We start from the raw sequence: 13759 nt of genomic DNA, 5'->3' as shown, positions 1-13759 counted from the left end.
GTCCAGGAACGCTGGCAGAACGGTCCGTCCACCGCTTGGTAACGGTTCGGTAACGGTCGTGCGGGGCCTAGAAGGTGTGAGGTTCCTGGGCGTGCTCGCCCTGGGCGACACGCTCGAGCGCGGCCAGGGCACCGGCGATCGCCTGGACGTCCGACTCGTCGAGCTCGGCGATGAGTTCGGCGACGATCCCGGTGCGGTTCGCGCGGGCCTGCTCGACCGCTTCGATGCCCTCCGGCGTGGCCGTCACCATGAACGCCCGGCCGTCGCGTGGGTCGGCCTCGCGCTGGATGAAGCCGCGCTGCTCGAGCTCGGTCAGGATGCGGGTCATCGTGGGCTTCGTGACCACCTCGATCCGCGACAGGTCGCCGGGGCGCAGGGGTCCGTGCCGCTGGATCGACGCGAGCGCCGACACGATGCCGTACCCGAGCGAGGCCGAGTCGGTGCGGGCCCGTCGGTTGATCCGACCGACCGCGGCGGCCAGGCGTGCGGCGACCTCGGTACGGTCCGTCGGGCGGGGGTTCATGTGCTGCTCCGGGTGCCTGGTTCAGGTGGTCGCCAGCGATGCTATCGGTCCGCGCGGCCCCGGGACTGGGAGCGTCACGCGCGTGGCCGGGCCACCGACCGGGAGGCCCGGGGAACGTCGACCGCCCGCCTCGCGTGGGCGAGACGGGCGGTTCCTGTACGCCGGTACAGGTGGACTCAGTGCTTCTCGCCCGGCAGCTGGTGGATCGCCTCGGTCGCGAGCTCGGCCGCGACGTTGTCGCCGGACTCGGTCGCCGCCCGGAGACGCCGGAAGTCCTCGGTCATCCGGTCCCAGTCGACCAGTTCGTCGAGGTTCGGCAGGCGCAACCGGAACGCCAGGCCGTCCATCGTGTCGCGGCAGACGCGCTGCAGGTTCTCGTTGCCGCACTCGGCGACGTACAGGGCGAAGACGTCGAGGGCGTCGTGGTTGACGGCGGCGACCTCGTGGGCCTCGAGCTCGGTGATCGTCTTGTCGAGCTGGGCCAGGATCTTCTTCCGGCTCGCCGAACCGAGGCGCGGGACCGCGAGCCGGACCACGCCGCCGAACAGCACGCCGAGGGTCTGCATCGCTTCGATGACCTCGGCGGGATCCGGCGTGGTGACGCGGGTGTACCGGTTCGGGGCCATCTCGATCAGGCCGGCGCGGGACAGCTGGCTCAGGGCCTCGCGGATGGGTGTCCGGGAGACGCCGAGCCACGAGATGAGCTCGTCGTCGTTCAGCCGTTCCCCGGGCAGGAGCGTCCCGTCCATGATCGCGTCGTGGATCTTGTGGCGGACGGTGTCACGGAGCAGCTGGTGCTCGGTCGGGGCGCTGCGGGGGACCGGCATGCGTTCTCCTTCGGGGGCGGCGGCGTCGGGGCGCCGGGCGAACGGGCACGGTCGACATCGCACGTGCTCGCATCACCGTACCTGATATGACAACGGCGTTGCGGTCGGCTCAGCGCGTGTCAGTGTGGACGTTCAGATGCCGGTCACGCGCGTCGTGCGTCGCGTGCGTCGCGCGCGTCACTCGTGTTCCGGGCGCTCTCCGAGCAAGCGGAGCGTGGCCGGGTCCTCGGCGCCGTCGTACCAGCGGTCCAGCACGGCGACGAACGGCTGTGGGTCGGTCGCAACCCGGGCGAAGAGGGTCATCGACGACCGGAGCTTCACCGCGTCGATGCCCCCGAGCAGGGCGTCGGCGGAGCGGGCGGGGGCGTGGTGTGCGACGTCGGTCGCCGTGAGCAGGCGGGGCCCGAGCACCGGGTGCGTCAGGTAGGCGCGGGCTTCGTCCACGCCGGTGATCGCGTAGCGCACGGCCGTGGCGCTCCGCCCCAGACCGGCCAGCTGCGGGAACACGAACCACATCCAGTGCGACGACTTCCGGCCCCGGCGGAGTTCGTCGAGCGCGAGGTCGTACACGCCCTGCTGGGCCCGGACGAAGCGGTCGAGGTCGAACGGGTCGTCGGCCTGTGCGTGCGGCTGCGCGTCCGTCACCGGACGACCCCGCCCCAGCCGTACCGGACGGTCGTGCCGTCGACCACGAGCAGGGAGTCCGGCGCCCGGTCGAACAACCCCGGCATGCCGACGGTGTCGGGCAGGTCGCCCTCGAGTCGGTCGAGCGTGGCCGAACGGGTGGTGAGCACCGGGTGCTGTCGCTGCCAGAACAGGGTCTGCGCCAGGTACCGCGCGTGGATGCCGGCGCGGGTGGTGAGCTCGGCGGCCAGCGGGGTGTCGACGACCTCGCCGGCGGTCACCCGCACCGAGGCCGCGTGCTTCGGCCGCACCGCACCGGTCGGGCGTTCCTGCCGGAGCGACCGCGCCCACCGCACCGGGTGCAGCGCGCGGGTCGGGTGCCGGACGGACCGGTGCGCCACCGCGTCACCGCGGCGACGGGAACGTGCGTGGGCGAACGTGTACGGCACGCCGAGCAGTGCGTGCGCGGCCACGATGGCGGGCACGTTCGCGGTGTCGACCGTGCGGTAGGTCACCCCGCGCCGCCCCTGGTCGTCCACCGTGAGGACCTCGATCGTGACCTCGGTCATGGTGCCGAGTCGCCCGGCAGAGGGGAACGGCGGCACCCGGGTCTCCCGGAACACGTACGCCGACAGCCCCACCCAGGCGCTGCCGTCGACCACGTCCGGACGGGTCCCGCGGGGGACGAGCCGCTGCAACGACGCCGGGTCGTGCCGCCAGTGCGCGAACACGATGTCCTCCCAGGCGTGCTGGGTGACCGGGCGGTGCAGCAAGGGCACCGCCGCGCGGGTCCACGACGGCTGGGTCACGGGTTCGGTGCGTGCCGACCGACGTGCATGCTCCAGAGGACCAGCGGCAGCTGCAGGGGGAGCCGCAGGACCCCGATCAGCCGCATCGCTCGGCTCGAGCGGGGGTGGTCGAGCAGGTCGTTCGCCATCTTGACGTTGGCCGGGAACACCGCCGCGAACAGCGCCGCGGCGGCCCACCCCGAGGCACGGCGGGTGGCGGGGAACGCGAGCCCGGCGGCGATGCCCAGCTCGGCTACCCCGGAGGCCAGCGTGGTCAACCGCGGGGGCAGGGCCTCCGGCACGATCCGGTCGAAGTGGGTCGGGCGCAGGAAGTGCATGGTGCCCGCCGCGCCGAGGGCCACCGCCAGGATGGTGGCCGTGCGGTTGGCACGTTTGATCCGCTCACGTCGTCGCATGCGCCCCATCGTGCCCGCTCGTCCTCGGAAGCGGCCGGAGACGCTGCTCACGTCAGTGCGCATTCACGTCAGTGCGCATTCACGTCAGTGTGCATTTACGTCAGTGTGCATTCACGTCAGGGCGGTCGCGACGAGGTCGAGGACCGCCGTCGCCACCTCGGCCTTCGTGCCGGAGGTCTCGCGGACCACCTCGCCACCGGGCACCAGGACCTCGATCGCGTTCTCCTCGCGCTCGAAGCCGGCCGACCAGCCGACGTGGTTCACGACGAGCAGGTCCGCCGGCTTCCGGCTGATCTTGGCGCGCCCGAGCTCGATCCGTGCATCGCGGTCGGGCTCGGTCTCGGCGGCGAACCCGACGATGATCTGCCCGGTCCGCCGCGCCGCCACGAGGTCGGCGAGCACGTCCGGGTTCCGCACCAGCTCGAGCGTCATGCGCTCGCCCTGCGCGTCCTTCTTGAGCTTCTCGGTGAGCACCTCGGCCGGACGGTAGTCGGCGACGGCGGCGGTCATCACGACGACATCCGCTTCGGCGGCGGCGGTGTGCACGGCCTCGGCGAGTTCGAGCGCGGACCCGACGGGCACCACGGTCGCGTCCAGTCCGGCGGTCAGCGAGCCCTCGACGTTCGCGGCGACGAGGGTCACGGACGCGCCACGACGGACGGCGTCGGCGGCGATCGCGATGCCCTGGCGGCCGCTCGAGCGGTTGCCGACGAACCGCACCGGGTCGAAGGGTTCGCGGGTGCCGCCCGCGCTGACGACGACACGGACGCCGGCCAGGTCGCCCTGCTCACCGAGGGCCCCGGTGCTGGCCGCGGTGCCGGTGTCCGCACTGCGGCGGCCGGCCGGTGCAGGGTGCTGGTCGAGCACGGCGAGCGCTGCGGCGACGATGTCCGCGGGCTCCGCCATCCGACCGATGCCCGCATCGTCGCCGGTGAGCGCGCCGACGACCGGGCCGACCAGGTGGACGCCGCGGTCACGCAGCGTGGCGACGTTCGCACGGGTCGCGGGGTGCTCCCACATCTGCGGGTGCATCGCCGGAGCGACGACGACGGGCGCCTCGGTCGCGAGCAGCGTCGTGCCGAGCAGGTCGCTCGCCAGGCCGTGCGCCATCCGGGCGAGCGAGTCGGCGGTGGCCGGGGCGATGACGACCAGGTCGGCCCGGCGACCGAGCGCGACGTGGCGCACCTCGGCGACGTCGTCCCACACGCTCGTGGTGACGGGGTTGCGGCTGAGGGCCTCGAGCGTCGGCAGTCCGACGAAGCGCAGGGCGCCCTCGGTCGGGACGACGTGCACGTCGTGGCCGCGCTTGACCAGGTCGCGGACGACCCCGACGGCCTTGTAGGCGGCGATGCCCCCGGTGATCCCCACGATGACGGTCAGGGTGCGCTCTGCTGCTGCGTTCACCTGGCTCACGCTACCGGGGCCACGTGCGAGGATCGACGGCATGTGCACCGTCGTCGTCCGCGTCGACCCCGGGGCTGCATGGCCCGTCACCGTGCTCGCCCTGCGGGACGAGTCGCCCGAGCGCCCGTGGGACCCGCCCGCTGCCTGGTGGCCGGACCGGGACCCGGACCTCCGTGGTGTCCGTGACCGCTCCGCCGGTGGTGCGTGGCTCGCCGCGTCCGACCGTGCCGGCCTGGCCGTGGTGCTCAACCGCGCCGAACCAGTGACCAGCGTCGACGGCACGTGGACGACCCGCGGCGTGGTGCCGGTGGACGCCGTCGCCGACGACCTGCTGCCCGGACACGACGGCACGCTGCCGACCACCCGGGCCTTCAACCTGGTGCGCGCCACGGCCGAGGGTGCCTCGGTGCTGACCTGGGACGGCGAACAGGTCCGCACCACCGACCTCGGCCCCGGCGTCCACATGGTCACGCACGGTGCGGCCGACGACCCTGCGGCGCCGCGCATCGGTCGGTGGCTCGAGGCCTTCCGTGCCGTCGACGCCCCGTCCGGTCCGCCGGTGCTCGGACCGTTCGACGAACTCCGCACCGTGGACTCCGGTGGTGACGCCGGGGACGGCTGGGGCGGCTGGTTCGGCGTGCTCGCGGAGTCCGCAGCGCTGCCGAGCGACCACCCCGACGCGATCCTCCGCGACGTGCACGAGGCCGAGGGGCACATGACGACCCTGTCGATCGTCGCCGCGGCGATCGCGCCGGGCCGCACCGTCCTGCAGCACGCCCGCCTGACCGAACCCGGTCGGCTGGACGGGTCGGTGGAGCTGCACCGCGCCTGACGCCGGCGACGCACCGGACCCGCCCCGGGCCTCCCGGCCGTGCCCGCGTCCGTCGCGAGACGCCGGTGTCTCGCCGAGACGCCGCCGAACACGGCGGCGTCTCGTGTGTTCCAGGGCGCCTCGAGATGACGCCGGCGTGCAGCGTGCGCTCCCCACCACCGGACGGGAGGCCCGTGGTGGAGTGACCACGGGCCTCCCGTCCGCCTGTCCCCGCGTTCTCGAGCGCGCGAGACGCCGGCGTGCCCGTTCGACGCCGCCACGTGCACGAGACGCCTCCGGATTCGGCGGCGTCTCGTGGAGCTGGAGGCGTCCTGGCGAGACGCCGGTGTCTCGGCTAGAGCGGCGGGCGCGTCCCGGTGAGGTCCTCGGCGACGGCCCAGAGCGAGCGGGCGAGGTCGGCACTCCGCGCGGACCCGGGGATCGACACGGTGGTGGTCGGACCGGTCATGCCGAACGGACCCGAGGGACCGTAGTACGCGCCGCCCACGGCGTTCGGCCCGACCGCCGCGTACAGCAGCGGCTCGGTGCCCTGCTCGACGGCCTGGGTGAACGGCAGGGCCCGGTTGCTCGACCGCACCGGCTTCGACCGACCGAGCGAGCGTCCCGCGGCCTGCAGGTTCGTCCGGGTGTAGCCGGGGTGGGCGGCGGTGCTGACCAGTGGCACGTCGGCCTCGACGGTCAGGCGGTGCAGGTGCAGCGCGAGCAGCAGGTCGGCGAGCTTCGACTGCGCGTAGGCGCGCCAGCCGTTGTAGCCGCGCTCCCACTGCAGGTCGGCGAAGCGGATCCGTCCGGGGATCGCGGCGAGGCTCGACATCGTGACGACCCGGGGTGCCTCGGCCAGGGGGCCGTCGGCGAGGGGCGTGCGCGCGCGCAGCAGCGACGGGAGCAGCAGGTTCGTCAGGGCGAACGGGCCGAGGAAGTTCGTGCCGAACTGCAGCTCGAAGCCGTCGACGGTCTCGAAGCGCTCCGGCGGGGCCATCACACCGGCGTTGTTGACCAGGACGTCGATCGGACGTTCCTCGTCGACGATGCCGCTGGCGAAGCGGCGGACGCTCGCCAGGTCGGCGAGGTCGAGTTCGCGGACCTCCACGTCGGCTGCGGGGTGGGCGGCGCGGATGCCGGCGGCGGCGGTCTCGCCCTTCTCGGTGCTGCGGACGGCGAGCACGACACTGGCGCCGGCTCCGGCGAGGCGCAGGGCGGCCTCCTGTCCGGTGCCGCTGTTGGACCCGGTGACGACGATGCGGCGTCCGGTCTGGTCGGGGAGGTTCGGCATGCGGGTGACCGTACTCGTCCGGGCTGGCCGACCCCGGTCCGGGCCCGGTGCGCGCGCGCCGCCGCCGTGCTATGTTTATGCAAACGCATGAAAGTGCGACCAGGAGGACACCATGAGCAACGCATTCGGCACCGACCGTCCCTCGGACGTTCCGCCGCCCGCACCCGACCGGATCGGACCGCTGCAGCTCGGCCTCGACACCTTCGGTGACGTCACCGAGCGCGCCGACGGCAGCCTGCAGTCCGACGCGCAGAGCATCCGCGACGTGGTCGACCAGGCCGTCCTCGCCGACCAGGTCGGCGTCGACTTCATCGGCGTCGGGGAGCACCACCGGGCCGACTTCGTCGTGAGCGCCCCCGAGGTCGTCCTCGCCGCGATCGCCGCCAGCACCGAGCGCATCCGGATGGGCTCCGCGGTCACGGTGCTGTCCTCCGACGACCCCGTCCGCGTGTACGAGCGCTTCGCCACCGTCGACGCCCTGTCGAACGGCCGCGCCGAGGTCATCCTGGGCCGTGGCTCCTTCACCGAGTCGTTCCCGCTGTTCGGCTACGAGCTGAGCGACTACGAGGTCCTGTTCGAGGAGAAGCTCCAGCTCTGGGCAGCCCTGCGCGGCGGCGACGCCGTGACCTGGTCCGGCACGAAGCGCGCGGGCCTGGTCGACCAGGACGTCTTCCCGAAGCTCGAGCACGGTGCCATCCCGACCTGGATCGGCGTCGGCGGCTCCCCGCAGTCGGTCATCCGTGCCGCGTCGTACGGCCTGCCGCTGTTCCTCGCCATCATCGGCGGGCAGCCGGCCCAGTTCGCCCCGTTCTCGCGCCTGTACCGCCAGGCCCTCGCGCAGCTCGACCTGCCGCAGCAGCCCATCGCGATGCACTCGCCGGGCTTCGTGGCAGCGACCGACGAAGAGGCCGCCGAGCGCTACTGGCCGTACCACAAGGCCGTCACCGACCAGCTCGGCCGGGAGCGCGGCTGGCCGCCCCTCGACGTCGCCGGGTACCGCGCGAGCCTGTCGGCCGGCGGTTCGCTCTACGTCGGCTCCCCGGAGACCGTCGCCCGGAAGGTCGCGCGCAACATGCGGATCCTCGGTGCCTCGCGCTTCGACATGCGGTACGCCACGGGTCGCCTGCCGCACGCCGACATGATGCGCTCGATCGAGCTCTACGGCACCGAGGTCGCACCCCGCGTGCGCGAGCTGCTGGCGCAGCCCGTCCCCGTCGCCTGACGGTCGCGGGCCCCGTCCGGGTCCGGTTCGGTCCGGTCCGCAAAACACCGGTGTTCGCGCTCCACACCCCCCTTCGCGGGTGTTCGGAGCGTGGACACCGGTGTTTTGCGTCCCGGTTCCGTCTGACACGGGCGCGCGGGTGACGGCCGGGAGGCCCGGGGCGGCCGCCGAGATCGGCTCACGGGGGCCGCGGGTACGGTCCAGGGCATGTCGTCACGCCCCGACCACGCCTCCGGTCCCGCTGCCGGTCACGCCGCAGGCTCCGCCGTCGAACGCCGGTTCCGCGGCCGGATCATGGGCGTCGGCACCACCTCGGGCGTCCGGATCGTCGTCGGGATGTGGGACCGGTCGCCGTTCGGGCCGTTCACGGACGTGTTCCTCGAGCTCCCCGACGGCACCAGCGTGCTGCTCGCACCCGACGAGATCGTCGCCGCGTACGTCTCCGGCACCTACCGCTTCGACACGGTCTCGGTCGTCGACGTCCGCGCCCGCCGCACCGCCAGTGGGCTCGAGCTGTCCGCCGGGGCACTGCAGGCCTCGATCGACGTCGGCGGGATCTCGCCGCTCGGCCGGATCCTGCGCATCGTCCCGAAGCCGATCGCCCGCGACCCGCGCTGGCTCGCCGCGATCGACCCCGTGGCACGGCTGCTCGCGCCCGGGTCCGGTACCGCGGGCTCGGCGGGCAACGGCCGGCGCGAGTACTACGGCGTCACCGGGGCGCACGACGTCACCGGGGTGCGGGGGACCTGGGCGGGGGAGCCGCTCGGGGACCTGGCGCCGCTCGACCCGCCCGTGGCATTCGGCTTCGCCTCGATGCCGAAGATCCCGCAGGTCGTCGACGTCGAGACCACGATCCGCGAACCCGCCTGACCTCGGCTGGCCCGGCGTCGGTTCCGTCCGTGCGCATGTTCCGACGATCCGCGCGTCGATCGACTCGTGTCCGGTCGCTCGATGCACACGCATCCGGTGCGTGTGCATGCAACGACGTTCCACCTGTCGATCGACGCGTGTGGTGTCGCTTCCTGCACACGCATGCACGGCTCGGAGGCCGGCGCGCGCCGGGCGGGGGCGGCGTGGCGGGCGTGCACCGGGCCTCCAGGCCGACCGTGACCCGACCACGTCGACGCGCCGGGCTGACGCGTCCAGCGCCGGAGGGGCACACTGGTCGGAACGGTACGGCCCCGTGCACCGACGGTCGCACGTCGGCGGAGCGGGGCGCATGACGCAAAGGAGCACCATGACCGACACACAGACGGACCAGCGCGCCGCGATCTCGGACATCGTCCACGGCGCCCACACGGCACTGCTCACCACGGTGAGCGAGGACGGGAACCTGCACGCCAGGCCACTCGCGGTGCAGGACAAGACGTTCCACGGGACCCTGCGGTTCCTGGTGCAGGACGGCAGCGAGAAGGTCGAGGACATCGCGCGGAACCCGCACGTCAACGTCTCGATCGAGTCGCAGGGCGGGTACCTGTCCATCGCCGGGACCGCGACCGTGACCCAGGACGACTCGGTCGTCGACGAGCTGTGGTCCCCGTTCGCCGAGGCCTGGTTCCCCGAGGGCCGTCAGGACCCGTCGATCCGGCTGCTCACGGTCGAGGGGGTCTCGGTCGAGTACTGGACCCAGGACACCGGGCCGGTCGGGAGTCTGGTGCAGATGTTCAAGGCGGCGCTCGGTAAGCAGAGCCAGCCGGACACCGGCGACCACGGCACGGTCGAGCTCTGAGGCGAGGCGCCTGACGCGCGACGCCGTCGTCCTGTCCGGACGGCGGCGTCGCGTCATGTCGGGGCGCGTGCACCGGGCCGTCACCTGCGAGGGCTGCGCGTCAGCCGCTCACGTCGCCTGCGAGGGCTCCGCGTCAGCCGCTCACGGAGGGCCGAGCAGCCACAGCACCGCGACCAGCACCGGCTGCCCGGCCAACGCGGCCGTCACGAAGGTCCACCGCATCCAGGGCTTCGCGACCAGCTCGGGCGACCCGAACAGCGGCGCGAGCGGCATGAGCAGCCGCGGGGTCGAGGCCATCGGCAGCGACACCGCGAAGATGTACAGCGCGTACGCGGCTGAGTACAGCACCGTCGTGGGCCCGAGCCGCAGCGTCGACCGGCGGAGCAGCCAGATCGGGTACGTGACGAGCAGGAACACCACGATCAGGATCCCGCCCACGCCGAGCCAGCGACCCGCGATGAGGAACCACGGCGTCAGCGGGACGAAGTCCACCCGGCCGATGAAGTTCACCCACCAGGACATCTCGGTCTCCAGGTAGGCGTTCGGCGTTCCGGTCGCGTGCGAGGCGATCACCGGCCAGGCGAGCCCCGCGAGGACCATGGTCAGCCCCGCGGCGACGACCCGGACCTGCTCGCGGAGTGGGAAGCCCTCGAACACCCGGCCGGTCTCGCGCCGTGCACGGACCCACCGCACGAGTGCGACGACGCCGAGCACGAGCGGGATCGCCAGGGCACCGGGGCGGGTGAAGGCCGCGGCGACGCCGAGTGCCGTCAGGAGCCCGTAGCGCCGACGCTCCAGCGCGAGCAGCGCCCCGAACGACAGCGCGAGGAACATGCTCTCCGCGTACCCGACCTGCAGCAGGAACGACAGCGGACCGCAGCTGAAGAAGAAGACCGCCCACATCGCGGCGGCGTGCCCGGCGCGGTCCCGCACCAGGCGGTGCAGCAGGTAGGTGGCGAGCAGCCCGGCGACGATCGCGACGAGCGGGGCACCGAGTTCGAACGGCACCCCGGTCGAGGCGGTCAGCGCCCGGATCGTGAAGGGGAACGCCGGTAGGAAGGCCCAGGCGTTCTGCGCGACGTTGCCGGCGGCGTCCAGCGGCAGCGCGTCCGGGTACCCGTGCAGCGAGATCTGCTCGTAGTACTGCCCGTCCCAGGCCACCAGGAAGGCACCGAAGCCGTGCTCGTTGCCCCAGATCGCGTTGCCCGGGAGCGCGCGACCGATGAGCGGGTACGCGAGCGCGAGCCACAGGGTCGACAGGACCCGGCCGCCCGTCCAGACGAGCAGGACCGCCGCCCACGCCGGCAGTGAGGCAACGGTGTCCAGGACACGTCGTCGACCGCTGGCCGTGCCCGCGGCGACCACGCCGGCGCTGTCGGTGCGGCTCACGCGCGAGTTCCTCGGCGTTCGGGTGGTCGGGTCGGCACCCGGCCAGGGTAGTCGGCCCGAGCATGAGGATCGCCCGGAACTGCGCCTGGAGGCCCGTCCCGCGTCGTGTGCGCTGCGTCGCGTCCGGTGGGTGGCGGGTTCGGCGTCCGGCGGGTGGTCGGTGCCGCGCCCGGGGCCGCGCCCGGTGTCCCGTCCGGTGTCCCGTCCGGTGGGCGGCCCGTCCGTGACGGCGCGGACGTCCGCGGGCATAGTCTCGGTGGGCGATGACGACGACGGCGACGACACCCAGACGACGGACGCGCAGCACGGCGGTCGCCGTGCTGGTGGCCGGGACCTTCTTCATGGAGCTCCTGGACGGCACGATCCTGGCGACCGCCGCCCCGGCCATGGGGCGTGACCTCGGGGTCGACTCCGCCGCGGTGGGCGTCACGATCACCGCGTACCTCGTGACCCTCGCGGTGTTCATCCCGGTGTCCGGCTGGCTCACCGACCGGATCGGTTCCCGGACGGTCTTCGCCGGGGCCATCGCGCTGTTCACGATCGCGTCGGCCCTGTGCGCGCTGTCCACCGGGCTGGTCGAGCTGACGCTGTGGCGCATCCTGCAGGGCCTCGGTGGGGCGCTCATGGTGCCCGTCGGCCGGCTCGTCGTCCTCCGGAGCGCCGGGCGCGAACAACTCGTCACCGCCATCGCCATCCTGACCTGGCCGGCCCTCGCCGCACCGATCATCGCGCCGTTCATCGGCGGGGTCCTCGTCGAGACGCTGACGTGGCACTGGATCTTCCTCATCAACATCCCGCTCGGCGTCGTCGCCTTCGTCGCCGCCCTGGTGCTCGTGCCGCAGGAGCGTGCGGCGCAGCGGGTGCCGTTCGACTGGTTCGGGTCGCTGCTCGCCTGCGTCGGGCTCGGCTCGCTCGTGGTCATGGCGTCCTTGCTCGCGCTCGACGTCGTGCCGGTCACCGCGGTCGTCGTCTCCGGGGTCCTCGGCGCGGTGTGCTGCTGGCTCGCGATCCGGCACTTCCGCCGGGCTCCGCACCCGATCATGGGGCTCGACGCGTTCCGGCTCGAGACCTTCCGGGTGTCGCACGCCGGCGGCGGCCTGTTCCGCCTGGCGGTGTCCGCGGTGCCGTTCGTGCTCCCGCTGCTGTTCCAGGACGCCTGGGGTTGGAGCGCCGTGCTCGCCGGGTCCGCCGTCCTGTGGGTGTTCGTCGGCAACCTCGGCATCAAGCCGATGACGACCCCGTTCCTCCGTTGGTTCGGCTACCGCCCGGTGATCATCGTGTCGTCGGCCGTCGCCGCGCTGACCGTGGTCGCGATGGCGTTCATGACCGAGGACACCCCGTTCTGGCTGCTCGCCGTCCTGCTCGTCGTCAGCGGTGCCGCCCGCTCCGTGGGCTTCACGGCGTACAACACCATCGCCTTCGCCGACGTCGAGCAGGCCGACATGACCCCCGCGAACACGCTGTCGTCGACGCTGCAGCAGACCGCCGCGGGCTTCGGTGTCGCGGTCGCCGCCGTGGTCATCCGCGCGGCCTCCGGGCTGGGCGGCGACGGGCCGTACGCGGCCGCGTTCTGGGTCATCGCCGCCCTGCTCGTGGTCGCCTGCGTGGAGGGCATCCTGATGAGTCGCACAGCGGGCGACACCGTCCGCCCGGTCCGCCGTGTCCGCGCCTGATCCCGCCGCTGTCCGTTTCCGTCACGGTCACACGGACGAAACCCGGCAGGCGTTACAGTCTCAGCAACCGTCCGCGGTACCCGAGTACGGTGACCGCGGCAGGGTGACCGGAACACCCGGACAGGAAGGCAGCATGGCCGCGCCAGAGCAGCAGAGCACGATCGCATCAGAGCAGACCGTGCAGCCCACGCAGCTCCGTGTCGTCAGTTACAACCTCCGCGAGCACACCGCGAACAGCGAGCTCGCCGCACTGGCCGAGGCGTCCGACGCCGACGTCCTGTGCGTGCAGGAGTGCGACAGCAACGACCTCGCACCGTCGATCGGCGGCCTCTCGCTCGCCGCGTCGACCCGCACCAACCGGCTCGGGCTCGCGATCTACAAGCGCGACGACCGCTTCGAGGTGCAGGACTTCAGCATCCACTCGCTGCAGAAGTCGCTGCACGACCGGGTCCTCGCACCAGCGCACGAACGGCTCATCGCGATGCACCTGCGTGACACCGAGGCCGACGCCGAGGTCGTCGTCGCCTCGTTCCACGCCTCACCGCTGACCGCGACGAACTCCCTGCGCCGCAAGCAGATCGAGGCCGCGCACCAGTTCCTGCGCGAGCTGGCGAAGGACGTCCCCGCGGTCATGGTCGGCGACTTCAACTACCCGTGGTTCCAGACGAACCTGCGCCGCAAGATCGAGCAGGGCGGGTTCGCGCTGTCGCTGTCCGACCAGCCGACGTACCTGCGCTACCGCAAGTTCACCGGCCACTTCGACTTCGCGACGAGTGTCGGCCTGCACATCGCCGGCGTCGAGACCCTGCCGGCCGGCATCTCCGACCACCGCCCGATCCTGGTGCGTGCCCACTACGAGCACCCCGGCGAAACCGGCGCCGTCACCACCGTCGAGGCTCCCGCCGCCTGACACGCGTCGGCGCCGCTCGTGCCGACCGCCGAGGTCGCACGACATGCCGCGTGCGCATCGCCGAGTGGTCGGGAACTGTCGGTTACGGGGGCGTCGGGCGACGGTTCGTGCGACCTCGGCGGAGGTGAGCGGGGAGTCGTGACCGCTCG

The 13759-nt window shown here is 72.8% G+C and carries 14 protein-coding genes; 6 read left to right on the top strand and 8 right to left on the bottom strand.

The annotated features are described in order from the left end of the window. Positions 1-67: 67 nt before the first annotated feature. The 6 genes from DEJ11_RS13110 to DEJ11_RS13085 all read right to left on the bottom strand — a co-directional run bounded on the left by DEJ11_RS13110 (position 68) and on the right by DEJ11_RS13085 (position 4558). Positions 68-523, bottom strand: a complete 456-nt coding sequence (locus DEJ11_RS13110; RefSeq protein ID WP_027466277.1) for a MarR family winged helix-turn-helix transcriptional regulator — start codon at positions 521-523, stop codon at positions 68-70. Positions 524-699: 176 nt separating this feature from the next. Further along, on the bottom strand, positions 700-1350 hold the full coding sequence (locus DEJ11_RS13105; RefSeq protein ID WP_071405086.1) for a GntR family transcriptional regulator: 651 nt from the start codon (positions 1348-1350) through the stop codon (positions 700-702). A 177-nt stretch (positions 1351-1527) separates the two neighbouring features. Continuing rightward, complete coding sequence (locus DEJ11_RS13100; RefSeq protein ID WP_111103660.1) at positions 1528-1995, bottom strand: DUF1810 domain-containing protein; 468 nt, start codon at positions 1993-1995, stop codon at positions 1528-1530. Then, entirely contained in the window at positions 1992-2783 is a 792-nt protein-coding gene (locus tag DEJ11_RS13095; RefSeq protein WP_181440838.1) for a YqjF family protein, read from the bottom strand. The genes DEJ11_RS13100 and DEJ11_RS13095 overlap by 4 nt, the downstream gene beginning before the upstream one ends. Beyond that, positions 2780-3178: a DoxX family protein gene (locus DEJ11_RS13090; RefSeq protein ID WP_181440837.1), complete on the bottom strand. Its 399-nt coding sequence runs from the start codon at positions 3176-3178 to the stop codon at positions 2780-2782. The genes DEJ11_RS13095 and DEJ11_RS13090 overlap by 4 nt, the downstream gene beginning before the upstream one ends. 111 nt (positions 3179-3289) lie before the next feature. Next, positions 3290-4558: a bifunctional phosphopantothenoylcysteine decarboxylase/phosphopantothenate synthase gene (locus DEJ11_RS13085; protein ID WP_111103684.1), complete on the bottom strand. Its 1269-nt coding sequence runs from the start codon at positions 4556-4558 to the stop codon at positions 3290-3292. Between the two features lie 64 nt (positions 4559-4622). On the opposite strand from DEJ11_RS13085, the gene DEJ11_RS13080 reads away from it, so the two are divergent. After that, positions 4623-5414, top strand: coding sequence for an NRDE family protein (locus DEJ11_RS13080; protein WP_181440836.1), 792 nt, complete (start codon positions 4623-4625; stop codon positions 5412-5414). A gap of 334 nt (positions 5415-5748) precedes the next feature. On the opposite strand, the gene DEJ11_RS13075 is transcribed toward DEJ11_RS13080, so the two are convergent. Further along, positions 5749-6687 (bottom strand): SDR family oxidoreductase, encoded by a 939-nt coding sequence (locus tag DEJ11_RS13075; protein WP_027466280.1) that lies wholly within the window; start codon positions 6685-6687, stop codon positions 5749-5751. 112 nt (positions 6688-6799) lie between these two features. Here DEJ11_RS13075 and DEJ11_RS13070 point away from each other — a divergent pair, with 112 nt between their 5' ends. From DEJ11_RS13070 to DEJ11_RS13060, 3 genes are all read left to right on the top strand, one after another. Next, the gene (locus DEJ11_RS13070) at positions 6800-7909 is read left to right on the top strand and encodes an LLM class flavin-dependent oxidoreductase (protein WP_111233255.1); all 1110 of its coding nucleotides are present in this window, start codon (positions 6800-6802) and stop codon (positions 7907-7909) included. A 207-nt stretch (positions 7910-8116) separates the two neighbouring features. Next, entirely contained in the window at positions 8117-8779 is a 663-nt protein-coding gene (locus DEJ11_RS13065) for a hypothetical protein (RefSeq protein ID WP_111103656.1), read from the top strand. 367 nt (positions 8780-9146) lie between these two features. Continuing rightward, a complete protein-coding gene (locus tag DEJ11_RS13060; RefSeq protein ID WP_071405093.1) occupies positions 9147-9638 on the top strand; it encodes a pyridoxamine 5'-phosphate oxidase family protein in 492 nt (163 codons plus the stop codon). A 141-nt stretch (positions 9639-9779) separates the two neighbouring features. Here the strand turns inward: DEJ11_RS13060 and DEJ11_RS13055 are convergent, their stop codons facing one another. Continuing rightward, complete coding sequence (locus tag DEJ11_RS13055) at positions 9780-11027, bottom strand: putative hexosyltransferase (RefSeq protein WP_111038148.1); 1248 nt, start codon at positions 11025-11027, stop codon at positions 9780-9782. A 263-nt stretch (positions 11028-11290) separates the two neighbouring features. Between DEJ11_RS13055 and DEJ11_RS13050 the strand changes: the two genes are divergently transcribed. Next, positions 11291-12700, top strand: a complete 1410-nt coding sequence (locus DEJ11_RS13050) for an MFS transporter (protein WP_111103654.1) — start codon at positions 11291-11293, stop codon at positions 12698-12700. Positions 12701-12833: 133 nt separating this feature from the next. Beyond that, positions 12834-13610 carry an endonuclease/exonuclease/phosphatase family protein gene (locus tag DEJ11_RS13045; protein WP_071405095.1) on the top strand — a complete coding sequence of 259 codons (777 nt, stop codon included), beginning with the start codon at positions 12834-12836 and terminating at the stop codon, positions 13608-13610. Positions 13611-13759: the final 149 nt, after the last annotated feature.

This window comes from Curtobacterium sp. MCLR17_058 (genome assembly GCF_003234705.2).
GTDB lineage: Bacteria > Actinomycetota > Actinomycetes > Actinomycetales > Microbacteriaceae > Curtobacterium > Curtobacterium flaccumfaciens.
This window is presented reverse-complemented; position numbering and strand designations above follow the sequence as displayed.